Annotated in this window: 19 protein-coding genes; 11 read left to right on the top strand and 8 right to left on the bottom strand. The window is 70.2% G+C overall.

Features of this window, described 5'->3' with window-relative positions; all coding sequences use genetic code 11:
- Nucleotides 1-76 precede the first annotated feature (76 nt).
- Both ABIN76_RS15340 and ABIN76_RS15335 read left to right on the top strand, forming a co-directional pair.
- A complete protein-coding gene (locus ABIN76_RS15340) occupies nucleotides 77-5,200 on the top strand; it encodes a DEAD/DEAH box helicase (RefSeq protein WP_346960537.1) in 5,124 nt (1,707 codons plus the stop codon).
- Complete coding sequence (locus ABIN76_RS15335; RefSeq protein ID WP_346960536.1) at nucleotides 5,193-6,044, top strand: DNA-formamidopyrimidine glycosylase family protein; 852 nt, start codon at nucleotides 5,193-5,195, stop codon at nucleotides 6,042-6,044. The genes ABIN76_RS15340 and ABIN76_RS15335 overlap by 8 nt, the downstream gene beginning before the upstream one ends.
- A gap of 43 nt (nucleotides 6,045-6,087) precedes the next feature.
- Here the strand turns inward: ABIN76_RS15335 and ABIN76_RS15330 are convergent, their stop codons facing one another.
- A complete protein-coding gene (locus tag ABIN76_RS15330) occupies nucleotides 6,088-6,771 on the bottom strand; it encodes a YitT family protein (protein WP_346960535.1) in 684 nt (227 codons plus the stop codon).
- A gap of 61 nt (nucleotides 6,772-6,832) precedes the next feature.
- On the opposite strand from ABIN76_RS15330, the gene ABIN76_RS15325 reads away from it, so the two are divergent.
- Nucleotides 6,833-8,398 (top strand): PLP-dependent aminotransferase family protein, encoded by a 1,566-nt coding sequence (locus ABIN76_RS15325; RefSeq protein ID WP_346960534.1) that lies wholly within the window; start codon nucleotides 6,833-6,835, stop codon nucleotides 8,396-8,398.
- Between the two features lie 50 nt (nucleotides 8,399-8,448).
- Here the strand turns inward: ABIN76_RS15325 and ABIN76_RS15320 are convergent, their stop codons facing one another.
- A complete protein-coding gene (locus tag ABIN76_RS15320) occupies nucleotides 8,449-9,141 on the bottom strand; it encodes an SRPBCC domain-containing protein (protein WP_346960550.1) in 693 nt (230 codons plus the stop codon).
- Nucleotides 9,134-9,775 (bottom strand): helix-turn-helix domain-containing protein, encoded by a 642-nt coding sequence (locus tag ABIN76_RS15315; RefSeq protein WP_346960533.1) that lies wholly within the window; start codon nucleotides 9,773-9,775, stop codon nucleotides 9,134-9,136. The genes ABIN76_RS15320 and ABIN76_RS15315 overlap by 8 nt, the downstream gene beginning before the upstream one ends.
- A gap of 157 nt (nucleotides 9,776-9,932) precedes the next feature.
- Between ABIN76_RS15315 and ABIN76_RS15310 the strand changes: the two genes are divergently transcribed.
- Nucleotides 9,933-10,961: an RluA family pseudouridine synthase gene (locus ABIN76_RS15310; protein ID WP_346960549.1), complete on the top strand. Its 1,029-nt coding sequence runs from the start codon at nucleotides 9,933-9,935 to the stop codon at nucleotides 10,959-10,961.
- A gap of 47 nt (nucleotides 10,962-11,008) precedes the next feature.
- Nucleotides 11,009-11,653 carry a VTT domain-containing protein gene (locus ABIN76_RS15305; RefSeq protein WP_346960532.1) on the top strand — a complete coding sequence of 215 codons (645 nt, stop codon included), beginning with the start codon at nucleotides 11,009-11,011 and terminating at the stop codon, nucleotides 11,651-11,653.
- 29 nt (nucleotides 11,654-11,682) lie between these two features.
- Here ABIN76_RS15305 and ABIN76_RS15300 read toward each other — a convergent pair whose 3' ends face one another.
- From ABIN76_RS15300 to ABIN76_RS15290, 3 genes are all read right to left on the bottom strand, one after another.
- Nucleotides 11,683-11,988 carry a hypothetical protein gene (locus ABIN76_RS15300; protein WP_346960531.1) on the bottom strand — a complete coding sequence of 102 codons (306 nt, stop codon included), beginning with the start codon at nucleotides 11,986-11,988 and terminating at the stop codon, nucleotides 11,683-11,685.
- Between the two features lie 277 nt (nucleotides 11,989-12,265).
- The gene (ppc, locus tag ABIN76_RS15295) at nucleotides 12,266-15,085 is read right to left on the bottom strand and encodes a phosphoenolpyruvate carboxylase (RefSeq protein WP_346960530.1); all 2,820 of its coding nucleotides are present in this window, start codon (nucleotides 15,083-15,085) and stop codon (nucleotides 12,266-12,268) included.
- A gap of 163 nt (nucleotides 15,086-15,248) precedes the next feature.
- Nucleotides 15,249-15,929, bottom strand: coding sequence for an NAD(P)-binding domain-containing protein (locus tag ABIN76_RS15290; RefSeq protein ID WP_346960529.1), 681 nt, complete (start codon nucleotides 15,927-15,929; stop codon nucleotides 15,249-15,251).
- Nucleotides 15,930-16,141: 212 nt separating this feature from the next.
- On the opposite strand from ABIN76_RS15290, the gene ABIN76_RS15285 reads away from it, so the two are divergent.
- Both ABIN76_RS15285 and ABIN76_RS15280 read left to right on the top strand, forming a co-directional pair.
- A complete protein-coding gene (locus ABIN76_RS15285; RefSeq protein ID WP_346960528.1) occupies nucleotides 16,142-16,783 on the top strand; it encodes a TetR/AcrR family transcriptional regulator in 642 nt (213 codons plus the stop codon).
- Nucleotides 16,784-16,792: 9 nt separating this feature from the next.
- A complete protein-coding gene (locus tag ABIN76_RS15280; protein ID WP_346960527.1) occupies nucleotides 16,793-17,620 on the top strand; it encodes a DUF1684 domain-containing protein in 828 nt (275 codons plus the stop codon).
- Nucleotides 17,621-17,823: 203 nt separating this feature from the next.
- On the opposite strand, the gene ABIN76_RS15275 is transcribed toward ABIN76_RS15280, so the two are convergent.
- Nucleotides 17,824-19,038, bottom strand: a complete 1,215-nt coding sequence (locus ABIN76_RS15275) for an acyl-CoA dehydrogenase family protein (protein ID WP_346960526.1) — start codon at nucleotides 19,036-19,038, stop codon at nucleotides 17,824-17,826.
- The gene (locus tag ABIN76_RS15270; protein WP_346960525.1) at nucleotides 19,035-19,862 is read right to left on the bottom strand and encodes an SDR family NAD(P)-dependent oxidoreductase; all 828 of its coding nucleotides are present in this window, start codon (nucleotides 19,860-19,862) and stop codon (nucleotides 19,035-19,037) included. The genes ABIN76_RS15275 and ABIN76_RS15270 overlap by 4 nt, the downstream gene beginning before the upstream one ends.
- Before the next feature lie 160 nt (nucleotides 19,863-20,022).
- On the opposite strand from ABIN76_RS15270, the gene ABIN76_RS15265 reads away from it, so the two are divergent.
- The 4 genes from ABIN76_RS15265 to ABIN76_RS15250 all read left to right on the top strand — a co-directional run bounded on the left by ABIN76_RS15265 (nucleotide 20,023) and on the right by ABIN76_RS15250 (nucleotide 25,328).
- Nucleotides 20,023-21,342 carry a glycoside hydrolase family 76 protein gene (locus ABIN76_RS15265; RefSeq protein WP_346960524.1) on the top strand — a complete coding sequence of 440 codons (1,320 nt, stop codon included), beginning with the start codon at nucleotides 20,023-20,025 and terminating at the stop codon, nucleotides 21,340-21,342.
- A gap of 165 nt (nucleotides 21,343-21,507) precedes the next feature.
- On the top strand, nucleotides 21,508-22,560 hold the full coding sequence (locus ABIN76_RS15260; protein WP_346960523.1) for an iron ABC transporter substrate-binding protein: 1,053 nt from the start codon (nucleotides 21,508-21,510) through the stop codon (nucleotides 22,558-22,560).
- A gap of 3 nt (nucleotides 22,561-22,563) precedes the next feature.
- A complete protein-coding gene (locus ABIN76_RS15255) occupies nucleotides 22,564-24,156 on the top strand; it encodes an iron ABC transporter permease (protein ID WP_346960522.1) in 1,593 nt (530 codons plus the stop codon).
- Complete coding sequence (locus tag ABIN76_RS15250; RefSeq protein WP_346960521.1) at nucleotides 24,153-25,328, top strand: ABC transporter ATP-binding protein; 1,176 nt, start codon at nucleotides 24,153-24,155, stop codon at nucleotides 25,326-25,328. Before ABIN76_RS15255 ends, ABIN76_RS15250 begins: the two co-directional genes overlap by 4 nt.
- Nucleotides 25,329-25,431 lie beyond the last annotated feature (103 nt).

Raw genomic sequence — 25,431 nt, 5'->3', positions numbered from 1 at the left:
CACCCGCTCGTCCGGCCGGATCGCCCCGGCAAGGACCCCGGCAAAGACTGTCTGCGGCATAGGGCATGATGGAGGAATGAAGGGGCAGGAGCTCGCTGGCGGCACACTCGCGGCCGAGGCCATGGACCGGTTCAGTCGGCCGACCCGGGAGTGGTTCCTGGGCGCCTTTTCTGCGCCCACCCCGGCGCAGGACGGCGCCTGGAACGCCATTTCCTCAGGCGCGCATGCCCTGGTGGTGGCCCCCACCGGCTCCGGCAAGACCCTCGCCGCGTTCCTCTGGGCGCTGGACCGGCTGCTGGTCTCGGCGCCGGCGGAGCCCGAGGAACTTCCCGGCCTGGACGCCACGGCCGCCAAGCCCGGCCGGAAGAAGGTTCCGAAGCGGAAAACCCGGGTGCTGTACATCTCCCCGCTCAAGGCGCTGGGCGTCGACGTCGAACGCAACCTCCGCGCCCCGCTGATCGGCATCACCCAGACCGCCAAACGCCTCGGCCTGCCCGCGCCGCTGATCACGGTGGGCGTCCGCTCCGGGGATACGACGGCGGCGGACCGCCGCTCGCTGCTCAGCCACCCGCCGGACATCCTGATCACCACCCCCGAATCCCTCTTCCTGATGCTGACCTCCAAGGCGCGGGAGACCCTGGACGAGGTGGACACCATCATCGTGGACGAGGTGCACGCCGTTGCCGGCACCAAGCGCGGGGCGCACCTGGCCGTCTCGCTGGAACGCCTCGACGCGCTGCTGCCGAAGCCGGCGCAGCGGATCGGGCTCTCCGCGACGGTTGAACCGAAAGAACTCGTGGCACAGTTCCTGGCGGGGTCCGCGCCGGTGGAGATCGTGGCGCCGCCCTCGAAAAAAACCTGGGACCTGACCGTCTCCGTTCCGGTGGAGGACATGTCCGATCTGCAGGGCGCCGCCGGGGCCTTCGATTCGGGTCCGGCGTCCGGGCTGCAGCCGCACGCGTCCATCTGGCCGCATGTGGAAGAGAAAATCGTGGACCTGGTGCTGGCGAACCAGTCCACCATCGTGTTCGCCAACTCCCGCCGGCTCGCGGAGCGGCTCACCGCACGGCTCAACGAGATCTACGCGGAGCGCCAGCTGATCGCCGCCGGCGGAGGCTGGGACGACGCCGGGCCGGTGGAGGCGGGCGGCGCGGCCCCGGGGGCGGGCGGCGCGCTGCCCGCGTCCACCGCCACACCCGCGCACATGATGGCCCAGGCCGGCAGCACCGCCGGCGCGGACCCGGTCCTGGCCAGGGCACACCACGGCTCCGTCTCCAAGGACCAACGCGCCCTGATCGAGGACGACCTGAAGTCCGGCCGGCTGCGCTGCGTCGTGGCCACCTCCTCGCTGGAACTCGGCATCGACATGGGCGCCGTGGACCTCGTCGTCCAGGTCGAGTCGCCGCCCTCCGTGGCCAGCGGGCTGCAGCGGGTGGGTCGCGCCGGCCACCAGGTCGGCGAAATCTCCCAGGGCGTCCTCTTCCCGAAGCACCGGGCGGACCTGGTCCACACCGCCATCACCGTGGAACGCATGCTGGACGGCAAAATCGAGCGGCTCTACGTCCCGGCCAACCCGCTTGACATCCTCGCCCAGCAGACCGTCGCAGCCACCGCGCTCGGGGCGATCGATGTGGAGGAATGGTTCGCCACCGTCCGCCGCTCCGCACCCTTCGCCTCGCTCCCCCGCTCCGCCTTCGAAGCGACCCTAGACCTGCTGGCCGGGCGCTACCCCTCGGACGAATTCGCCGAACTGCGGCCCCGGATCGTCTGGGACCGCAACGCCGGCACCATCGAAGGCCGTCCCGGGTCGCAACGGCTGGCCGTCACCTCCGGCGGCACCATCCCGGACCGCGGACTGTTCGGCGTCTACATCATCGGCACCGAGGTCGAGGGCACCGGCGGCTCCGGCGGCCCCGGGGACGGCAAGGCCCCGGGCAAGGCCTCCCCGGCCAAGGGCGGCCGCCGCGTCGGTGAACTCGACGAGGAAATGGTCTACGAATCCCGCGTCGGCGACGTCTTTGCCCTCGGTGCGACCAGCTGGAAAATCGAGGACATCACGCACGACCGTGTCCTGGTCTCCCCCGCCTTCGGCCAGCCCGGCAAGCTCCCGTTCTGGAAGGGCGACTCCCTCGGCCGGCCGGTGGACTTGGGCCGTGCGCTCGGCGCCTTTGTGCGCGAACTCTCGGCGTCCGACGTCGGACCGGCCACCGAGCGCTGCAGGGCCAGCGGCCTGGACGACTTCGCCGCCAACAACCTGATCCAGTACCTCGCCGAACAGAAGCTCGCCACCGAAGTGGTGCCCAGCGACACCACCCTGGTGGTGGAGCGGTTCCACGACGAACTCGGCGACTGGCGCGTGGTGCTGCACAGTCCCTTCGGCATGCCGGTGCACGCGCCGTGGGCCTTGGCGGTGGGCCAGCGGCTGCACCAGCGGTACGGGATGGACGGCTCCGCGATGGCCGCCGACGACGGGATCGTGCTGCGGGTGCCGATGATGGAGGACGAGCCGCCCGGGGCCGAGCTGTTCCTGTTCGAGCCCGAGGAGCTCGAACAGATTGTGACCGCGGAGGTCGGCGGCAGCGCACTGTTCGCTTCCCGCTTCCGGGAATGCGCCGCCCGGGCCCTGCTGCTGCCCCGGCAGACCCCCGGGAAACGCCAGCCGCTCTGGCAGCAGCGGCAGCGCTCCGCCCAGCTGCTGGACGTCGCACGGAAGTACCCGACCTTCCCGATCGTGCTCGAAACCGTGCGCGAGTGCCTGCAGGACGTCTATGACCTTCCGGCGTTGAAGGATATTGCCGCCTCCATTGAGCGGCGCGAGCTGCGGATCCTGCAGACCACCACGCAGCAGCCCTCGCCCTTCGCCAAGTCCCTGCTGTTCGGCTACGTGGCGCAGTTCCTTTACGAGGGCGACTCGCCGCTGGCCGAGCGGCGGGCCGCCGCGCTGGCCCTGGATTCGACCCTCCTCAACGAGTTGCTGGGCCGGGTGGAGCTGCGCGAGTTGCTCGACCCGAAGGTCATCGAGGCCACCGAGTTGGAGCTGCAGCGCCTGGCGCCGGACCGCAGGATGCGCGGCCTCGAAGGCGTGGCCGACCTGCTCCGGCTGTTGGGCCCGCTGACCCCAGACGAGGTCGCGGCCCGGCTGGAGGCGCAGTCCCAGCCGGAGGTGGCGCCGGAGGTCGTGCCGGAGGTCCGGCCCGGCGATGCTGCAGCCACGACGGGTCCGGAGACAGCGGAGTCCGGGGAAGCGGAAGCGGCCGACGGCGAGCCCACGGCGGAGCCGGAGCCTGCCGCGGCCCGGGGCGCCGATCCCGGCGAGGCCGCAGCGCACCTGGCCGTCCTGCAGCGCGCCAATCGCGCGATCAAGGTCAACATCGGCGGCGTTGAGCGGTTCGCCGCCGTCGAGGACGCCGCCAGGCTGCGGGATGCCCTCGGCGTCCCGTTGCCAATGGGCGTGCCGCTGGCGTTCATCGAACCCGTCGCGGACCCGCTGGGCGACCTGGTCTCGCGCTACGCCCGGACCCATGGGCCCTTTACCGCCGCCGAGGCCGCCGCCCGGCTGGGACTCGGCGTCGCCGTCGTCGGCACCGCGCTCAAGCGGCTGGCTGCGGACGGCCGTGCCGTCGAGGGCGAGTTCCGGCCCCATTCCGCGGCGCCGGAACCAGCCGGAGCCACCGCCGGGGAGCCCTCCGACGCGGCCGGCGAGGCCGACGCCGTCGAGGACGCCGCCGTCGCTCCTCCGGTCGTTCAGCCTTTGGCGGCCAGCGAATGGTGCGACGCCGAGGTGCTGCGCAAGCTGCGCCGCCGCTCACTGGCTGCGCTGCGCGCCGAGGTGGAGCCTGTGGACAACGCCGCGTACGGGAGGTTCCTCCCTGCCTGGCAGCACGTGCGCACACCCGGCGGCCGGGGGCAGTCCGCGCTGCGCGGGCTGGACGGCATCGTCACCGCCATCGATCAGCTCTCCGGCGTGCCGATTCCGGCGTCCGCCTGGGAACCGCTGGTCCTGGCCAGCCGCGTCTCCAACTACCAGCCGGCCATGCTCGACGAACTGATGGCCGCCGGTGAGGTCCTCTGGTCCGGAGCCGGCTCGCTGCCCGGCAACGACGGCTGGGTGAGCCTGCACCTGGCCGATTCGGCCGAACTGACCCTGAACCCTGCCCTGGACTTCGAACCCGGCGATGCCCAGCAGCGGCTCCTGGAGCATCTGCAGAACAACGGCGGCGGGTACTTCTTCCGCCAGCTGACCGACATCGCCGGCGGGATGGACACGGTGCTCAGCGACCAGGACGTTGTCTCCGCGCTCTGGGACCTGGCCTGGGCGGGCCGGATTACCGGCGACACCTTCGCCCCGGTGCGTGCCCTGATCGCCGGCGGCCACACCGCGCACCGGCAGGTGGGACGTGCCCCGCGGGCCCGGGCGCCCCGGCTCAGCCGGCTGGGCCGCGCCCACGGGACCGGGCTGCTCGGCTCCCCCGGCCTCACCGGCGGCCGGTACGGTTCCGCCAGCGGCGCCGCCCCCACCCCGCCGCTGGCCGCGGGACGCTGGTCCGCGCTGCCCGCGCCCGAACTCGATCCCACCATCCACGCCCGGGCCACCGCGGAACTCCTGCTCGACCGGTACGGCGTGGTCACCCGCGGGTCCGTGATGGCGGAGAACATCCTGGGCGGCTTCGGCCTGATGTACAAGGTGCTGGCCCGGCTCGAGGAAGCCGGACGCTGCCGCCGCGGTTACTTCATCGAGCACCTCGGGGCCGCCCAGTTCGCGGTGCCGGCCACGGTGGACCGGCTGCGGTCCTACGTCGAGGACGCCCAGCTGAACAAGGCCGAGCCGGTCGCCCTGGCACTCGCCGCCACAGACCCGGCCAACCCCTACGGCGCCGCGCTGCCATGGCCGGCCATGGACGTCGAGGCCGGCACCGGCCACCGCCCTGGCCGGAAGGCGGGCGCCCTGGTGGTCCTGGTCGACGGCGCCCTGGTCCTGTACGTGGAACGCGGCGGCAAGACCCTGCTGGCGTTCAGCACCGACACCGACGTCCTCGCCGCTGCCGGCGCCGCGCTTGTGGGAGTGGTGACCCGGGGCGCCGTGGACAAACTGATTATGGAAAAGGTCAACGGCCACGGCATCCTGGACACCCCCGTCGCCGCCGCCCTGGCCCAGGCCGGCGCCTACTCCACGCCGAAGGGGTTGAGGATCCGTGCCTGAGGGCGATTCCGTCTTCCGCGCCGCGGCGCAGCTGCACGCCGCGCTGGCCGGCAAGGAACTGCTCGCGTCCGATTTCCGGGTGCCGCGCTTCGCCACATTGAAGCTGGGCGGCTGGCGGGTGGAGGAGGTCGTCCCCCGCGGCAAGCACCTGCTGATGCGCGTGGCGGGCCCGGCCCCGAAGGACCGGCTCACCATCCACTCGCACTTGAAGATGGAGGGCACCTGGCAGATCTATCCCCCGGGCGGACGCTGGCGCAAACCCGGCTTCACCGCCCGCTGCGTGCTCCGGACCGCGACGGCGGACGCCGTCGGGTTCTCGCTGGGGCTGCTGGAGGTCATCCCGACCGCCGAGGAGGCCAGCGTCGTGGGCCATCTCGGGCCGGATCTGCTGGGCCCGGACTGGGACATGGCGGAGGCCGAACGGCGCCTGCTGTCGGCACCCGAGGTGCCAATCGGCGTCGCACTCCTGGACCAGCGCAACCTGGCCGGGATCGGCAACATCTACCGCTGCGAGGCGTGTTTCCTGTCCGGCGTCCACCCGGCGGCGCCGGTCTCCGCGGTCCCGGACCTGGCGGCGATGATCACCGACGCGAAGGTTCTGTTGACGGCCAACCTGGGCCCGGGCCGGCGGGTCACGGTGCTGAACGCCCGCGGCGTCCCGGTGGGCCGGACGGCGGGGCGGCCGGGCTACTGGGTGTACCGGCGCGAGCACCAGCCGTGCCTCAAGTGCGGCACGGCGATCCGGCGCGGGGTGCTGGCCAAGGCCTCCGGCGCCGAGGAACGGGACATTTACTACTGCCCCACCTGCCAGCCGTTGCCCGCCGCTTCGCAGGACAAGGCGTGACGCTTGCCGCGACGAGCCAGCCGTGGAACGCGGTCCGCAGGGCCTACGTCGCCGGGGTCGAGGCCCCGGCCGCCGCGGCCTCCGCTTCGGGCTGTGCTTCACCTTCGAGCGGCGCTGCAGCTCCGGGCTCCGCTTCAGCTGCGGCCCGGGGTTCCGGCACGGTGAACCGCGGCAGCAGGAGTTGCACCAGCGGGCCGATCGCCAGCGCGTAGAGCACGGTCCCCACGCCGACCGAGCCGCCCAGCAGCCAGCCGGCCCCCAGCACCACCACCTCGATGCCGGTCCGCGCGCCCCGCACCGGCCAACCGGTCCGGCGTGCCAGCCCGGTCATCAGCCCGTCCCTCGCCCCGGGCCCCAATCGGGCGCCGATGTAGAGCGCGGAGGCCACACCGTTGAGCACCACGGCACCGACCAGGAGAGCGATCTGGCCGCCCAGGTGTGAGAACCGCGGGATCAGCGCCAGCCCGATGTCGGCAAACACTCCCACCAGCACGGCGTTGCAGACGGTGCCGACGCCGGGCCACTGCCGGAGCGGAATCCAGAGCAGCAGGACCAGGAAACTCACGATGATCACCACCGTGCCGAGGCTCAGCCCCGTCCGGCCCGCGAGCCCCTGGTGGAAGACGTCCCACGGCGCCGTGCCAAGGCTGGCACGGATGACCATGGCCAGCGAAATGCCGTACAGGGCAAGGCCGAACAAGAGCTGGAGGAGTCTGCGCGTCAACATGTCCACCATCTTTGCGGAGAACTGGCCTTGTAATCCATATCCAGTTTGAAATACTGGCTTTATGTCCGGATCCCTGAACCCCGGCTCCCTGGCCCGCCTGCTGGGTGAGTGGAACGTCGGCGCCGCGCCCGCCTACCGCGAGCTGGCCGACGTCGTCCGCCTCCTGATCCTCGACGGCCGCGTCGCTCTCGACGTCGCACTGCCCAGCGAGCGGGCACTGGCGGCGACGCTCGGCATCAGCCGCACCACCGTGACCGCGGCCTACGCCCTGCTGCGCGAGCAGGGCTTCCTCAGCAGCGGCCAGGGCAGCCGGAGCAAGAGCTGCATCCCCAGCCACGGCCCCGTCCATACCGGCGGGAACGACGGCGGGCTGCGGCTCAGCGGCGCCCCCGGGCTGGCAGTTCCGGACGGGATCCTGGACCTGGCCTACGCCTCGCTGCCCGCCAGCGGCGAAGTGGTGCACCGGGCGTTTGCCGCCGCGCTGACCGAACTGCCGGCGCTGCTGCCCGGTTTCGGTTACGACGCCCTCGGGGTGGGGCGGCTGCGGGAGGCGATCGCGGCCCGCTACACAGCGGCCGGGGTGCCCACCACCGCCGGGCAGATCCTGGTCACTTCCGGTGCGCAGCACGCCCTGAACATCGTGCTCCGGACCTTCGCCGAACGGTCCGGGAAGGTTCTTGTGGAACACCCGAGCTACCCGAATGCACTCGATGCGATCCGCGCCGCGGGCTGCCGCCCCGTGACCGTGGCGATGCCCGCGGCGAACCGTGGCGGCGTCCGCAGCGGTTCCCGGTCCGGCGGGCGCGCCGGCGCCCGGACGGACGAACGCACCGACAGCCACATCGCGGGGCCGGCCGGCTGGGACCTCGAGGCGATGGAGTCGGCATTGCTGCAGCAGCGGCCGGCAATGGCCTACGTGGTGCCGGACTTCCACAACCCCACCGGCCGGCTGATGCCCGACGCCCAGCGGCGCCGCCTCGTGGCGGCTGCCGCGGCGTCGGGCACCGTGCTGGTGGTGGATGAGACGCTGCGGGAGCTGAACCTCGACGGCGCCGCGTCCACCCCGATGGCCGCGTTCGGTCCGGCAGTGGTGTCCGTGGGATCGCTCAGCAAGTCGCACTGGGCAGGGCTGCGCACCGGCTGGATCCGTGCCGGCGAGCCCCTGATCCAACGTTTCGCGGCGGTCCGCACCACCCTGGACCTGGGCGGCCCGGTGGTGGAGCAGCTCGCCGCGGCCCACCTCGTCAACGACCTGACGGAACCGCTGCCGGGCCGGCTCGCAGCGCTGCGCGGCAACCGTGACATTCTGCTGGACCTGCTCCGCCGGCATCTTCCGGAGTGGGAGCCGGAACGGCCGGTCGGCGGATTGTCGGTCTGGTGCCGGCTTTCGGCGCCGGTGAGCACCGCCCTCGCGGTTATCGCCCCGGACTTCGGTATCCGGCTGGCCGCCGGGCCCAGGTTCGGCGTCGGCGGCGCCTTTGAGCATTACCTGCGGCTGCCGTTCACCCTGCCGCCGGAGCAGTTGGAGTCCGCGGTGCTGGCCCTGCGCTCAGCCCAGGACCGGCTGGACCGCTCCCCGCAGCTGCGCCGGAACCTCCCCGCCCGGCCCGCCGCGGCCATCGCCTGATCCCCTTCGTGCCCGGCCAGGCCCGGCCCGCCCCGACCTGAGCCGCGGGCTTAGGCGTAGACCTTGTCGAGGAATCCGCCCCACGCCTTGGCTGTCGCGCCGGAGTCCCCGCGGCCGCTGAAGTCGTGCACAGTCACGCCCACCGGTGCGCCGAAGGCGTTACGCCCGAAGAACCGGTACATCGCGTCAGCGGTCCGCAGCCCGAGGAAGTTCTCGTTGGAGAAGTCCACTTCCCCGGCAAGGTGCCCGACGCCGTCGACGTCCAGCTCCACGGTGTCTCCCTGGGCTGAGGCGGCGACGCCGAGGGCCCTCCTGAGCCGGTCGAAGCCGTCCGGGGCCTGGGACGCGGCCGGCGCCTGGATGTCCGTGAAGACCACGGGCTTGCCGTCGAAGTGCTTCAGGTACTGGCCAAGGGTGTGCAGGTAGAACGCCGTGTGCTTGCTGGCGCCGTCGTATTGCTCGTCCCAGTTGTCGGTGAAGATGCCGCTGTGGACGTAATGCAGCCGCGCCCGGCCGCCGTCGAGCGGTTCCAAAACGTGTTCGAGCTGGTTGAACCAGCCGTCCGGGCCCTCCATCCGCGACACCAGGTGGGAGGGGCGCTCCTCCACGGTCTTCACGTCCGGCCACTGGTCCGTGGGGAACATCCAGGCGGGCGTACCGCGGGTGACGGCCTCCCATACGCGCTCCGGGGTGCCGGGCAGGTCGGTGTCATAGACGATCTCAAATTCCCGCTTGTCAGTTATGGTCCTGCTCCTTAGCTTTCAGGGTTTGGGGTGAGGTTTTCAGTGCCGGGTGGAGTGCGATGACGAGCCGGTGCTTGCGTCCCGCCGCCGGGGAAGCTGCCGGGCCGCGCGCCCCGCCGTCGTGGTACTTTTCGACGAGCCCGGCCACTGCGGCGCCGAGCTCCTCGGCAAAGGCCGCCCGGTCCGCCGCGGAACGGAAGGTGACCTCGCCGTCGATCGCGAAGGTGGCGAGTTTCTGCCGGGCCGCCGCCGCGCCTGCGATCAGCTGGCCCATTTCCTGGACCATGCGGCCCGCAAGCGCCAGCAGCCAGAAGGCGGAGAACCGGTCCGAGAAACGGTGCGGGTCCGGAGCCACGGAGGCCAGGGCCGCCGGCGATATCAGATACGACGCCGCCGTCGCCCGCAGGACGCGTTCCGTGACGTTGCCGCGCCGCCGCTCCTCGACAAGCTCCACCAGGCCGTGCCGCTCGAGGGCCTTGAGGTGGTAATTCACCTTCTGCCGCGGCAGGCCCACCCTCGCGGCAAGCTGGGTTGCGGATCCCGGTTCCGCCAGCTCACGCAGGATCCGGGTGCGGATGGGGTCCAGCGAGGCCTCCGCCGCCGCCGGGTCTTCGATGACCTCGATGTCCAACATGCTTCGAGTCTGCTCGCCGACAATTTTATTTGTCAAGAACTATTTAGTCGTCGGTGCGTTTCAACGGTTACCTGCCCACCCGGCGCTCGGAAACGTCGTGCGGGCACCGAACCGTCGAAACGGCGGGCAGGGAGGGGCAAAGTAGAATGGACCGGTGATGCAATCCCCCCTGCCCGTGCGCGACGGCGTGAACGCTACCCGCCTGCGGCTGCCGGACGAGGGGCCGTGGGACACCGCCATGGACTACATGATGCACCGCTGGGGACATATCGACCCGCAGGGCATCGAGGACCGCTTCGACGCCGGCGAGATCGTGGGCGAGGCCGGCGTGCCGCTGGACCGCACCACCCCGCTGCAGCGCCACACCTTCATCTGGTACTACCGCTCGTTGCCGCCGGAGACCCGGATCCCGGTGGAACTGGACATCCTGCACCAGGACGAACACCTCCTGGTCGTGGATAAACCGCACTTCCTGCCCACCACCCCGGGCGGCACTTACATCCAGGAGTCGGCCCTGGTGCGGCTGCGGAACCAGCTGCAGTTGCCGGACCTGATCCCGATGCACCGCCTTGACCGCATGACGGCCGGCATCCTGCTGCTCTCCACAAATCCCGAGACCCGCGGGAAGTACCAGGTGCTCTTCGAGAAGCGCCAGGTGCAGAAGGAATACGAGTGCGTGTCCGCCGCGGAACCCGCCCCGGGGCACCCCGCCGTCGACTTCCCCGTGGTGGTCCGGAACCGGATGACCAAGTCCCGCAGCTACCTGCTCGCCGAGGTCGTCGAGGGCGAACCCAACGCCGAGACCCGGATCGAGCGGTTGCGCACGTTCGCGGGGCCGGCCGGCATCGTCCAGCCCGGCGCCGCCCGGGCCGGCAGCACCGTGGCCGGCAGCACCGTGGCCGGCAGCTCTGAGGCCAACGGCACCGCTTACGACGCCGGGTCGGCGCGCCGCGCGCTTTACCGGCTGGAGCCGCACTCCGGCAAGACCCACCAGCTCCGCGTCCACATGGCATCACTGGGACTCGGGATTGTCAACGACGCGTTTTACCCCGAGCTGCTGGACAAGGCACCGGACGACTACGCCAAGCCGCTCCAGCTCCTGGCCCGCGGCATCCGCTTCGTGGACCCGATCTCGGGCAGACCGGTGGAGTACCGCAGCCGGCTCGAACTTTCCGAGGCCCGCTAGGGAACCCGCCACCCGCCGGGCGGCCGGATATGCGGTACCTTGTGCCCATGGACCTGGCCAATGCGGACACGTGGGGAGCCGCGATCTATTTCTGGATCATCCCCGTTGTCCTTGGCGACGCCATCTTCCCGCCGCTGCCCTCCGAAATGGTGGTTATCACCGCCGGAGCCCTGTCCGCCGATGGCTGGGCCAACGTCTTCCTGGTGGCCATCCTCGCCGCCCTGGCCTCCTGGCTCGGCGACCTCGTGGTCTTCCAGCTCTTCAAACGCCGCCTCAGCCACGTGCTGGACCGGTGGAGCTGGGGCCGCAAATTCCACAGCGGCGTGCATCTGGCCATCGCCCGGGCGGGCCGCTCCTCCACCTACGGGGCCATCATCGGGATCCGTTTCATCCCCGGCGGAAGGCTGGCCACCACGGCCGCGGCGGGGATCGCGAACGTGTCCACCAAGGGGTTCAGTTTCTGCGCTGCGCTGGGCGGCTCGCTGTGGGCGGTGTGGTCCGTGGGCCTGGGGTACGTCACGGGCTCGGCCACCAAGCTGCCGTTCTGGGCCAGCTCGCTGATCGGGGTGGGGCTTGGCCTGGTGATTGGCGCCGTCGTCGGAGTGATCGTCACCCGCCGCCGCGGCAACCGCTCCCCCGTGGTGGAACCCGGTTCTCCCGCGGCGGATCCGGACGCGGAACTGGACTTTTAGCCCGGCAGCCGCTGCGCCCGGGGTCGCGGCTAGACCGGAGCCCAGCGGCCCCGGTTGCGCCGCAGCACGGTCAGCGGCCCGGTCACCGCGACGCGTTCGACGGCGTCGCGCATCATGGCGGCCGACTCCAGCGCCTGGCTGTTCTCCGCCGCGTACGCCGTGGCGTCCACAAGGAAGCGCAGGTTCAACTGCGGGACACCGCTGGCGATCTCCAGCTGGTTGGACTCCACATGGTGCCGCGTCCCGAGTGCCTCCACGGCAGCGGCCATCACGGCTTCGGGCGGTGTGCCCGGCTTGAGTCCGGTGATCTTGAGTCTGGTCTGGAACGACGGCATAAACCAACCCTAGCCGCCCCCTCCGACGCTCCCGCAGATCCTCCGGAATCAAACCAACCCTCCCGCACATCCGGCCGGAATCAAACCAACCCTCCCGCAGATCCGGCCGGATTCGAACCAACGCTCCCGCAGATCGCTCGCCCAGAAGACCCGCCACACCTGAGGGAGCATCCGGAAAAAACCCGCCACACCTGAGGGAGCGTCCGGAAAAAACCCGCCACACCTGAGGGAGCGTCCGGAAAAAACCCGCCACACCTGAGGGAGGATCGGGGGCGGACTACCCGGTGTTGCGCAGGCCCGCCGCGACGCCGTTGACGGTGATCAGCATGGCGCGCTGGAGGCGTTCGTCGATCTCGGCGTTGGGCATGCCCTCCCCTGCGGCGGCCTCGGCCCGGACGCGCCGCAGCAGTTCCACCTGCAGGTAGCTGATCGGGTCGAGGTACTGGTCGCGGATCTCCAGCGAGCGCTTGAGCGTGGGCTGCGCGTCGAGGAGCAGATCCTCGCCGGTGAGGTTTTGGATTTCGGCGACCGTCAGCTCGTACTCCGCGCGGATGGTGTGGAACAGGTGGTGCAGCTCGGCCGGGACCAGGGTCGAAACGTAGTAGCCCGCGATGTCCATGTCCGTCTTGGCGAGGGTCATCTCCACGTTGGAGAGCACCGACCGGAAGAAGTGCCAGCCCTCCATCATCTCCACCAGCTGGGCCGAGTGGCCCGCCTCGCGGGCGGCCTTGAGCCCGGAGCCCACGCCGAACCAGCCCGGCACGATCTGCCTCGACTGGGTCCAGCCGAACACCCACGGAATCGCCCGCAGGCCCTCAAGTCCCGCGCCGGAGTCGGGGCGCTTGGACGGACGCGAACCGATGTTCAGCGAACCCAGCTGCTCCACCGGCGTGGACGACATGAAGTACGCCGGCAGGTCCGGGTCGTCGATCAGCGTCCGGTAGCGGGCAAACGCGGCGTCGGAAATGGTCTCCATGACGTGGCCGTACCGTTCGCGCTGGTCTTCCGAGGTCCGCGGGGTGCGGTGCAGCGCCGAACCCTGCAGCACCGCGGCGAGGGAGAGCTCCAGGTTCTCGCGCGCGAGCTCCGGCAGCGAGTACTTGTCCGAGATGACCTCGCCCTGTTCGGTGAACTTGATCTCGCCCTCGAGCACGCCGTTGGGCTGGGCCATGATCGCGTCGTAGGTCGGTCCGCCGCCACGGCCCACGGAACCGCCGCGGCCGTGGAACAGCCGCACCCGGACGCCGTGCTTGGCCGCGACGTCGCGCAGCTTGCGCTGGGTCTTGTGGATTTCCCACTGGCTCGTCATCACGCCGGATTCCTTGTTGGAGTCCGAGTAGCCGAGCATGATTTCCTGCACGTCGCCACGCAGCCGGACCAGCTCGCGGTAGGACGAGTCGGAGAGCAGGGCGTCCACGATCTCGGCCGAGGCGCGCAGCTCCTCCACGGTCTCCAGCAGCGGAGCGAAGCCGATCCTGGCATACGGCGCCTCGCCGAAAAGGTTCACCAGCCCGGCTTCGCGGGCCAGCACGGCCGCGGCCAGAACGTCGTCCGCGCCGCGGGTCATCGAGATGATGTAGGTCTCGATCACGTCCGGGCCGTAGGTACGCAGGGCGCGTCGGATCTCGCGGAAGACGTCGTACGTGCCGTCCGCGACGCCGTCGAGCTTGATCGGGTGGCCGGAGAGCGGGCGGCGGGACGCAAGCTCGGAGCCCAGCACTTCGAGCCGCTCGGCCCGGCTCAGCTCGGCGTACCGCACGCCGGGCCCCCCGAGGCGGTCCATGAGCTGCCCGACGGCGTCATGGTGATGGTCTGCGTGTTCGCGGATATCCAGCGTGGCAAGGTGCAGGCCGAAGGAGGCGATCGCCCGCCGGACCCGGGCCAGCGCACCGTCGGCGGCGAGGCCGGCATGGTGGTTCCGCAGCGAGGACTCGAGCAGGCCCAGCTCGGCCAGGAGTTCCGCGGTAGCGGCATAGTCCCGGCCGGGCTCGTGCGCCGAGCCGGCGGTGACCCGGCGGCCGGTGTTCAGCAGTTTGGCCTTGATGCAGGTGAGCTTGAGCCGGTACGGTTCCTGCGCGTTGAGCTCCAGGACGCGCCGGTCCAGCCCGGGCAGGTTCCCCAGGTCGACGTCGATCGAGTCCAGCAGCGCCTGGTCGGCGCCGGCCAGCGCGGTGGAGTTGGACAGGATGGAGATGAGCCCGTCGATCAAGCCGATGCTGATCCGGACGGCGTGCTGGTTGTGGATCTGCAGGATTTCGCGGGTGACGCCGGCGGTGACGTTGGGGTTGCCGTCCCGGTCCCCGCCGATCCAGGAGCCGAAGCGGATCGGCGCCTTGGTGGCCGGCAGGGTGACGCCGTGCTCGGTGAGGAGGTCGGACAGGTCCGAAAGCATCTCCGGCATAGCGTCGCTGAGGATGCCGGTCAGGTAGTAAATCGCGTTCCGGGCCTCGTCCACGGGGGTGGGGCGGACCTGGCGGAGCTCGTCCGTCTGCCACATCTGGTCGATCACCTCGGCCAGGTGGCGGTCCTGGCGGCGGCGGGCCGAGGTTCCTTCCGATGTGGATTCGGCCAGCACGTCGGAGAGCCGGCGGATCTTGTCCAGCACCGACCGCCGGGACGCTTCGGTGGGATGCGCGGTGAAGATGGGCCGGACGTCGAGTTCGTTCACGACGTCCTGCAGCACGGCGGATCCGGCCTGTTCCGCGATTTCGGCGACGGCCTTGGCCAGCCAGCCGTCCTTTTCCTGCCGGCTGCGCAGCCCGCGGACCCGGTGGACCTGCTCGGCGGCGTTGGCCAGGTGGAAGTAGAAAGCGAAGGCCCGGACCAGGTCGGTGGCCTGGTCCAGCGGCAGGGAGCCGAGCAGTTCGCGGACCTGGGCGACGACGTCGTACGAACTCCACGGCCCGGTGGCATCGGCGCCGCCCCGGGCGGCCTCCTTGGATTCCTTGGTCAGCAGCCGCACCTGTTCCACCAGGTCGAGGAGCTCGGGGCCGTGCTGGCGGACCAGGGATTCGCCGAGGAGGGTGGACACCCGGCGGACATCAGCGCGCAGTTCGGAGGCGAGGTCCGTGCCGGAAGTCAATGCAGTGTCAGCCATGGAAATCATCTTTCGAGGTTCGACTTGGCTCGTACACTGCGCTGGATACTGTGAGCCGGGTTACTTGTACCCATGGGATGTTACCCGGCTCACGCGGCGGCCGGGAATCCGTCTCAGATAGTGTCCGGCGTCTTTTCGGCGGCGCTCCCGGCCAGATGGGACGTCAGCGGGCGATCTTGAAGTTGAAGTCCGCGTTGCCGAAGGCGCCCCAGAGCCGCAGCCAGATCGGCAGGAGCATCTCCGTGCCGCGGGCCGTGGTGATGTCGCCCAGGTCGATGATGTCGCGGTGGCCAAGGTCCGCCAGCAGGCCGGCCACCACCGTCTTGGCGTCCGCGTCGTTGCCGGAGACGAACACCGAGTGGTCGCCCCCGGCCACGCTTCCCGGGTCCACCATGACGCCGGCGTTCATGGTGTTGAGCGTCTTGACCACGCGGGCGTCGGGGAAGGCCCGCTGGATCTGCTCACCGAGGCTGTCCGTGTTCACCGGGTTCAGCGACGGCGGGAAGCCCTGGGAGAAGTCGAGCGGGTTCGCGATGTCCACGACCACTTTGCCGGCCAGGTTGGCAGGCCCGGCGGTGGACAGCGCGTCCAGGGAAGCGGTCCCGTTGGTGGCGTTGACGACGATTTCGCTGCCGGCCGCGGCATCGGCGAAGGTGGTCACGGCGATGTCGCTGTGCTCCGCGTGCCATTGAGCAAACGGGACGCCGCCCATCGGCCCCGCCTCGGTCCGGGCCAGCGTGGCTTCCGGATCGCGGGTTCCGATCACGACGTCGTGGCCGAGCTTTGCCAGGGCGCCTGCGACGAGGGGGCCGACGGTGCCGGTGCCAAAGACTGCAATTTTCATGGGGACCTCATTCGGGAAGGGGTTTCGCGGAAGACCTTGAGGTAGACAAGTTCGTCTACCTCTGGGCGAGACGCTACCAGACAGAACTGTCTACGGCAAGGACACCTCGGCCGAAGATCGACGCCCGCATGCCCGCGACCCGCCGCTGCCCGCCGTGGAATGAGCCGCGGAACGAGAAGAACCGGACAGACTGGTCTGTGTACCATGAAGTCATGACGCCGCACCCAGCCACCGCACCAACCGCCGCCGGGCCGCGGGCTGTCCGGACGCCGGCGGGGCAGGCCAAGGACAAGATCCTGGCGACGGCCTTCCGGCTCTTCTATGCGCAGGGCCTCAGGGCGGCCGGCATCGACACGATCATCGCAGAATCCGGCGTTGCGAAGGCCACCTTCTACAAGTACTTTCCGGCCAAGGACGACCTGATCCTGGCCTATCTGGAACAGGTCGACGGCGTCTGGACCGGGCAGCTGCACGCCGCCGCCGAAGCCGCGGGGCCGGACCCCGCGGATCAATTGGTGGGCCTGTTCGACGCCCTTTCCAACGCCTGCCGCCGCGACGGCTACCGCGGCTGCGCCTTCATCAACGCCGCCGCCGAGTCAGCCTCCGGCACGCGGGTGCACGAGCGTACGGTCGCCCACAAACAGCACATCCTGGCCTGGATCCGTGACCTGGCGGAGCAGGCCGGCGCCCCGGACCCGGACCGGCTGGCGCGCAGCCTGACCCTCGTCCTCGACGGCGGCCTGGCCAGCGGGGTGCTCGACGCCGACCCCGCTGCCGCCGCCTCCGCCCGCACCACCGCGGCCCAGCTGGTCGCAACGGCCCTGGCCGGCGCCCCCGGCCGCTTTACTACCTGAGAGGACGCCGTGAGCACTCAGCACTCCGATCCCGACGCCCAGCTTGCCCGCTGGCAGCGCTTCCGCAAGAACCGCAACGAGGCCCTCGCCAGCGAGTACGGCTGGCTCACCCTGACCTCCTTCCAGTGGCTGCCGGAGTCCCCCGCCGCCGTCGAACTCGTCCCCGGCCTGTGGTCCACGGACGGCACGACGGCGTTCCTCACCGCCGCCGCAGCGGACGGGCTGACGCTGGTGGAGAAGGGCGAGCCCGTCGACGGGACCATCAGCGCGGCGCTGGCCAACGAAGAGTCGCTGCTGTGGGTCCAGTTCGGCGGCCCGGACGGCCGTGAGGTCAGGGTGGAGCTCGCCATGCGGGCCAACAAGTACGCGCTGCGCACCCGGGATTCGGCGTCGCCGGTGTTTACCGGGTTCGAGGGCGTGCCCACCTTTGCTTTCCGCCCGGACCTGGTCATCGAGGCGCGCTTCGTGCCCTACCCCGAACCGGTGGACGTGCCCATCGGGACCGCCAACCCTTTGGTGGACGGGGTGCACCGATCCGTCGGTGAGCTGGTGTTCCGGCTTCCCGGCCAGGAACACGAGTGCCATCTGCAGGCCGAGGAGGAAAAGCTCGGAGCCCTGACGGTGACGTTCCACGACGAAACCAACGGGATAACGACGGACGAGTGGCGCAAGGTGTCTACGGCCCGGCCGCGGCCGGACGGCACAGTGGTTCTGGACTTCAACCGGGCGATCAACTACCCCAGCGCCTTCACCCCCTACGGCACGTGCCCCATGCCGGTGCGGAACAACAGCCTGGATTACCGGATCGAGGCGGGCGAAAAGCAGCCCTTCACCTAACCCCGCCCACGCGCGAACGGACACTTGGGGCCCCACCCCAAAGCGCGAACGGACACTTGAGGCCCCCACCCCCACGCGCGAACGGACACTTCAGGCCCCCACCCCCACGCGCGAACGGACACTAGTGGCCCTCAACCTCGCAGGTTCAGGGGCCCCAAGTGTACGTTCGCGCTCCAAGCCAGAGGCGGGGGTAAGGGGCTGGGCTAGACGATCGCGGACACCCCGGTCACGGCGCGGCCCACGATCAGGGTATTGATCTCGTACGAGCCCTCATAGGTATAAATCGCCTCGGCGTCCGCGAAGATCTTGGCCATCCGGTAATCGGTGACGATCCCGTTGCCGCCCAGCAGGGACCGGCCCATCGCCACGGTTTCGCGCATCCGGGCACTCACATAGGACTTCGCCAGCGCCACCTGGGGCATGTCCGCGGCGGCCGCATCCTGCAGCTGGGCAATCCGGACCATCATGCCCATGCTCGCCACCGCGTTGCCGAGCATCGTCACCAGCTGCTGCTGGACCAGCTGGAACTTGGCCAGCGGCCGGCCGAACTGGTGGCGTTCGACGGCGTACTGCCGGGCGACGTCGAAGGCGGCCAGCTGCTGCCCCACGCCCTGCCAGGCGACCATGATCCGCGAACCGCGGAGCAGCTCGTTGGTGTCCTCGAAGCTGTTGATCCCGGCGAAACGGTCCGACTCCGCCACCCGGACGTCGGTGAAGACGATGTCGGCGTTCTGCACGGTCCGCAGCGCGATCTTGTTTTCGATCCTGCTCCGGCGCACGCCGGGCAGTGTGGCGTCGACGATGAAGCCGCGGATGCCGCCGTCGGCCTCGTCGCGGGCCCAGACCAGCATGTAGTCGCAAAACGTCCCGTTGCCGATCCAGCGCTTGGCCCCATTGAGCACCCAGTAGTCGCCGGACTCCCCGGACACGCGCCGCGCGGTGGTCTCCATCCCACCGGCCACGTCCGAGCCGTGCTCCGGCTCGGTCAGAGCGAAGGCCCCCGTGGTGCGCAGGCCCGCGGCGTCGTCCAGCAGCCGGGCCTTCTGCTCTGCGGAGCCGAAGCCGTAGAGCGATTCGACGAACAGGTCGTGGTGGACCAGGAAGAACGTCGCCAGCGAGGTGTCCACCCGGGTCATCTCGGCGATGACCAGCCCGGCGAACAGGTTGCTGTAGCCGCGCTGGGCCGGGGCACTGAGTTCCAGCGCCGCCAGCTTGGGCAGGATGCGCGCCGGAAACTCGGCGTCGTTCCACCACTGGGTGGCGAACGGCGCCACCTCGCGGGCCAGGAACTCCCGGAGCTCGGCCAGCTTCGCCTGTTCGGCGGCGCTGAGCAGCGACTCGAAGTCAAAGAAATCGGCGGACGGCAGTCCGGACAGCGCCGGGTCCACGGGGGCAGCGCTGTCCACGGCCAGGGTCACTTCGGTCCCATCCGGATGGCGCCGTCGAGCCGGATGGTCTCCCCGTTGAGCATGGCGTTGTCCACGATATGCGCGGCGAGGTTCGCGTATTCGGCGGGCCGGCCCAGCCGGGACGGATGCGGCACCTGGCGGCCCAGCGAGTCCTGTGCCTCCTGCGGCAGCCCGGCCATCATGGGGGTCTCGAAGATGCCGGGCGCGATCGTGACGACGCGGATCAGCGAGCGCGCCAGTTCGCGGGCGATCGGCAGCGTCATCGCGGCCACGGCACCCTTGGAGGCCGAGTAGGCCGGCTGCCCGATCTGCCCGTCAAACGCGGCCACGGAGGCGGTGTTGATGATGACCCCGCGCTCTTCGCCGCCCAGCCCGGTGGAGACCGGCTCCGTGGCGGCCATCGCGGCGGCGGCCAGGCGGATGACGTTGAAGGTGCCGACCAGGTTGATCTGGATGACCCGGCTGAAGGTCTCCAGCGGCAGCACACCGTCCCGGCCCAGTACCTTGCCCGGGGTGGCGATGCCGGCGCAGTTCACCACGATCCGCAGCGGGCCGAGCGCGACGGCGGCGTCGACGGCGGCCTGCACCTGCTCCTCGCTGGTGACGTCCGCGGGCACAAAGACAGCGCGGTTCGCCGGTTCCGGCGCAGTGCCGTGTTCCGGCGCGCTGCCGCCGGCGGACGCGTTGAGCTCGGCGGCGAGGGCGTCCCCCGCCGAACCCGGCAGATCCACCAGCACCACCGAGGCGCCGGCACTGAACAGCCGCCGGGCCGTCGCGGCCCCCAGCCCGGAAGCGCCGCCCGTAATCAGTGCGACCGTACCCATGACGTCCATACATCCTCCTTGATGTGGCACCACAACCCGGCCGTGGGACTGTGCGCAGCCCACCGGCACCAGGGAACATTAGTTAGTTCAGGTTAACTGGAATGCAAACATTGCGCACCTCCGGCCCTGGATTCCGCGCCGCGGCGGCCGCCGCCACTAGGCTTGGTCCATGACCGCAGCAGCCGCCCACTCCCCCGCCCCGAACTGGTCTTTCCGCGCCGATGAGGCCGCACGTTCGGTGACCCGGCTGTTCGGGCAGCGTCTCTTCTTCCTGCCCGGCACCCACATCGCCGCAATCAGCCGCCCCTCCGGCCGGCTGAAAAACCTCGCCCGGCCGTGGCACTACTGGTGGCAGGCGCACTACGTGGACTGCCTCGTGGACACCGGCCGCCACGAACTCGGCGTCGAGGGCCACACCCCGGCCAAGTTCGACGGCGACAACCTGCCCAGCGCCGGCAAGCTCGCCTCCCGCCTGGTCACCGGCATCCGGCTGCGCAACTTCCTGACAGTCGTCAACAGCTACTACGACGACATGGCCTGGCTGGCCCTGGCCACCCTGCGGCTGGAGAAGCTCGCCGGGGACACCCGCAAGACCTCCGGCCGGCGCCGCAACGCCAAAGTGCTCAAGAGCCTCACCCTGCAGTTCGATTCAGCCTCCACCGACGACCTCGGCGGCGGCACGTTCTGGAGCAAAAAGCGCGACTTCAAGAACACCCCGGCTACGGCCCCGGTGGCCCTGTACTACGCCCGGACCGGGCAGGCGGCGAAGGCGCAGGCCCTGCTGGACTGGCTGGACGCCAAGCTCTACGACCCGGAACAGGGCATGTACCGGGACGGCCTGCGGATCGCCCCCGGCGGCGAGCTGGTGCTGGAAAGCGCCATCTACACCTACAACCAGGGTCCGGTCCTCGGCGCCCTGCTGGAGCTGGGCGGTGAGGCGAACCTGGAACGGGCGGCCGCGCTCGTGGCCGCGGTGGGGCGCGGCCTCACCGTTGAGGCACCGTTGCTGGGACGCAAGGGCACGGTGCTCCGCTCGGAGGGAACCGGCGACGGCGGGCTCTTCACCGGAATCCTCGTCCGCTACCTGGCCCTGGCCGCCGTTGACGAGCGGCTGCCCGCACCGACGCGGGCCGAGGCAGCCCTGCTCGTGACCGATACGGCGGAGGCATTCTGGGAAGGCCGGCGTCTGGTCGCGGCGCAGGAGCCATTGGCCCGCAACGGCGCCCGGCTGGTGTTCTCGGCCCGTCCCGAACTGCCGGCGCGCCGGAGCTACCCGGCGGGATCCGCCGTCGAGCTCTCCACCCAGCTGCAGGCCTGGATGGTGCTGGAAGCGGCGGCATCCATCGCCGGGAGGCTGCCCGCCGTCGTGCCGCCGTCCGCCGAAGCGGCCGGAACGGAAGCTGCCGCAACCGAAGATGCGGGAACCAAGGCGCCCGCTGCCGCCACGGACAGTGCAACCCCGGCGCCGGAAGCCTCCGCCGGGAATTAAGTCACGCAATAGTTTCGTAATTCGTGTGATCCTCCTCACTTAACGCACTCTCGGCTTGGTTGCTTAGGTTTGGCTAACCTACAGTTTTTCGTAGTGAGCATGGCCTAACTTCCCCGCTCACGGGGGTTAGGCACCTACGACCTTTTCCTTGCAGAAAGTAGCCTCATGAAGATCCGCACCAATGCGCTGGCAGGCATTGCCCTCGCCGCCACCGCCGCGCTCGGCCTCGCAGCCTGTGGCTCCGGCGCCTCGACCTCCGGCAGCACTACCGGGGCCGACGGCAAGCCGGCCGGCGAGATTACGGTCTACAACGCCCAGCACGAATCCCTGACCAAGGAATGGGTGGACGCCTTCACGGCGGAGACCGGCATCAAGGTCACCCTGCGCCAGGGCGACGACACCGAGATGTCCAACCAGATCATCCAGGAAGGCGCCGCCTCCCGCGCCGATGTGTTCCTCACCGAGAACTCGCCCGCCATGGCCCAGGTAGAAAACGCCGGCCTGTTCGCGGACGTGGACCAGGCCACCGTAGACCAGGTCCCCGCCGAGTTCCGGCCCTCCACCAACAAGTGGACCGGCATCGCCGCCCGCTCCACCGTGCTGGTCTACGACAAGGCCAAGCTGAGCGCGGACAAACTGCCCAAGTCCATGCTGGACCTGGCTAAGCCCGAGTGGAAGGGCAAGTGGGCCGCCTCGCCGTCCGGCGCCGACTTCCAGGCGATCGTCTCCGCCCTGCTCGAACTCAAGGGCGAGGCGGCCACGGAGGAATGGCTCAAGGGCATGAAGGAGAACTACAAGGCCTACAAGGGCAACAGCACGGCCATGAAGGCCGTCAACGCCGGCGAGGTGGACGCCGCCCTGATCTACCACTACTACTACTACGGCGACCAGGCCAAGACCGGCGAAAACTCCAAGAACGTCACGCCGTACTACTTCAAGAACCAGGATCCCGGCGCGTTCGTCTCCGTCTCCGGCGGCGGCGTGCTCAAGTCCTCGAAGAATGCGGCGGCCGCCCAGGCCTTCCTGAAGTTCATCACCGGCAAGAAGGGCCAGGAAGTACTGCAGAAGGGCACCTCCTTCGAGTACGCCGTCGGCTCCGGCGTCCCGGCCAACGACAAGCTGGTGCCGCTCACCGAGCTCCAGGCCCCCAAGGTCGACCCGGCCAAGCTCAACTCCGCCAAGGTCACCGACCTGATGACCAAGGCAGGACTGCTCTAACCAGTGACCAAAACGCTGGCGGCTCCCGGAACCACCGGAAGCACGACGACGGCGGGCCGGGGCAAGCGCCCCCGCCCGCCTTTCGGCGTCTCCGTGGTGGCGATCCTCGCGGTCCTGATCGCCCTGTTTTCGCTGATCCCGCTCGGCTACGTGGCGGTCATGACGGTAGCCACCGGCTGGGACACCGCCGTCGGCCTGATTTTCCGCGCCCGGGTGGGCGAACTCCTGCTCAACACCGTGCTGCTCATGCTGATCACCGTGCCGCTCTGCGTGGTCCTCGGGGTGGGCGGCGCCTGGCTGGTGGAACGCACCACCCTCAAGGGCCACAAGGTGTGGGCCGTGCTGCTCGCGGCGCCGCTGGCGATTCCGGCCTTCGTCAACAGCTACGCCTGGGTTTCCGCGGTGCCGTCGATGGGCGGGCTCTGGTCCGGCGTGCTGATCGCGACGCTGTCCTACTTCCCCCTGGTCTACATCCCTGCCGCCGCGACGCTCAGCCGCCTGGATCCGGCCATCGAGCAGTCCGCCGCCTCGCTGGGCCTGGGCGCCTGGCGCGCCTTCTTCCGTGTGGTGCTGCCCCAGCTGCGGATCGCGATGACCGGCGGCGCGCTGCTGGTCTCACTGCACCTACTGGCCGAGTACGGCGCGTTCGCGATGATCCGCTTTGACACCTTCACCACCGCGATCATGGTCCAGTACCAGTCCACTTTCAACGGGACGGCCGGGAACATGCTGGCCAGCGTGCTCGTCTTCTTCTGCCTGATCCTGCTCCTGGTGGAGGTCCGCGGCCGCGGCACGGCCCGCTACGCGCGGGTCGGCTCCGGCGCGCAGGCCAGGGCGCTGCGCCTGCCCCTTCACTCCTACCAGTTGCCCGCACAGCTGGCCCTGCTGGCCCTCACCGCACTGGCGTTCGGGCTTCCGCTGACCTTCGTGCTGCGCTGGATCTACGCCGGCGGACCGGACATCTGGGCCGCCGACGAGTTCCTGCCGGCCCTGCTGCAGACCCTCGGCTACGGACTGGTCGGGGCCGCGGCCACCACCGTGGTCGCCTTCCCGATGGCCTACCTCGCGGTGCGGCATCCCAGCTGGTTCAGCAAGGCCCTGGAACTGTCCAACTACGTCACCAGCTCCATGCCCGGCATCGTGGTCGGCCTGGCCTTCGTGACCGTGAGCATCCGCGTGGCGCCGGACCTCTACCAGACCACGGCCCTGCTGATCTCCGCCTATGTGCTGCTGTTCCTGCCGCGGGCTCTGGTGAACATCCGCTCCGGGCTCTCGCAGGCGCCCAAGGAGCTCGACGAGGCCGCGCAGGCCCTCGGCAAGCCGCCGCTGCTGGCGTTCCTCCGGGTCACCCTGCGCCTCACCGCCCCGGCCGCGGCCGGCGGAGCCGCCCTGGTGTTCCTCGCGATCGTCAATGAACTGACCGCCACCCTGCTGCTCTCGCCCAACGGCACCCGCACCCTGGCCACCGAGTTCTGGAGCAAGAGCACCGAAATCGACTACGCCGGCGCCGCGCCGTACGCCCTGCTGATGATCCTGATCTCGGCGCCGATGACCTACCTTCTCTTCCAGCAGTCCAAGAAAGCAGCGGGACAGTGACCGAACAAAACCCCTCACGGCTTCCGGAACCCCGGATCGCCCCCTCCGTGGCGCCCAGCACCAACAGCCACCTGGAAGTCGAGGCCGTCACCAAGAACTTCGGCTCCCAGGCCGTCCTCAAGGGCGTCAACCTCTCCGTCGCCAAGGGCGGGACGACGGCGATCGTGGGCCCGTCCGGTTCGGGCAAGACCACACTGCTGCGGCTGATCGCCGGCTTCGAGCACCCGGACACCGGCAGCATCTCGCTCAACGGCACCAAGGTGGCCGGCGACGGCGTCTGGGTTCCCGCGCACAAGCGGCACGTCGGCTACGTGGCGCAGGACGGCGCCCTCTTCCCGCACCTGTCCGTGGGCCAGAACATTTCCTTCGGCCTGGACGCCGGCAAACTGCCCGGCGGCCACCGCGGGGTCAAGGCCCGGGTCGCCGAACTGCTCGAGATGGTCGCGCTGGACCCGGCCATGGCCAGACGGCGGCCGCACCAGCTCTCCGGCGGCCAGCAGCAGCGCGTCGCGCTGGCCCGCGCCCTGGCCCGTGAGCCGGAGCTGATGCTGTTGGATGAGCCGTTCTCCGCGCTCGACGCCGGCCTGCGCGTCGCCACCCGCCGCGCCGTCGGCAAGGTGCTCCACGACGCCGGCGTGACCACCATCCTGGTCACCCACGACCAGGCCGAAGCGCTCTCCTTCGCCGACCAGGTCGCGGTGATGCGCGGCGGCAAGCTCGCGCAGATCGGCAACCCGTTTGTGGTCTACACCCGCCCGGCGGACCGGGCCACCGCGGAGTTCCTGGGCGACGCCGTCATCCTGGACGCCTGGATGGAGGGCTCCCTGGCCACCTGCTCGCTGGGCGGCATTCCGGTCCGCAGGCCGCCGGCCCAGGGCCGGGTCCAGCTAATGCTCCGGCCCGAGCAGATCCGGATCGCCGAGGACGGTCCCATCCGCGGCACCGTGGTGGATACGGACTACTTCGGCCCGGAGACCACAGTCCGGCTCAAGCTCGCGGTCCCCCCGGTCCTGGCCGAGGGCGCCGTGGCGGACCACCGCTACCCCGGCGGCGGCGAGGTCATCACCATCCGGCACTGGAACGCCTCCATCGCCCGGCCCGGCACCGAACTGTGCCTGCGGGTGGTGGGTGAAGCCGTGGCCTTCCCGATCGAGGACACCGCGCAGGACTGAGTCCGGCCGATGGCCCGTCCGCGGGCTGCGGGATCGCCGGCGGAGCCTCCACCGGAACCTCTGGCGCACGGGCAGGCCTAGGTACGGCCGTGCCCTCCGGCAT

Origin of the sequence: uncultured Arthrobacter sp. (genome assembly GCF_964021775.1) — a bacterium.
In the GTDB taxonomy this organism is placed as follows: Bacteria; Actinomycetota; Actinomycetes; order Actinomycetales; family Micrococcaceae; genus Arthrobacter.
This window is presented reverse-complemented; position numbering and strand designations above follow the sequence as displayed.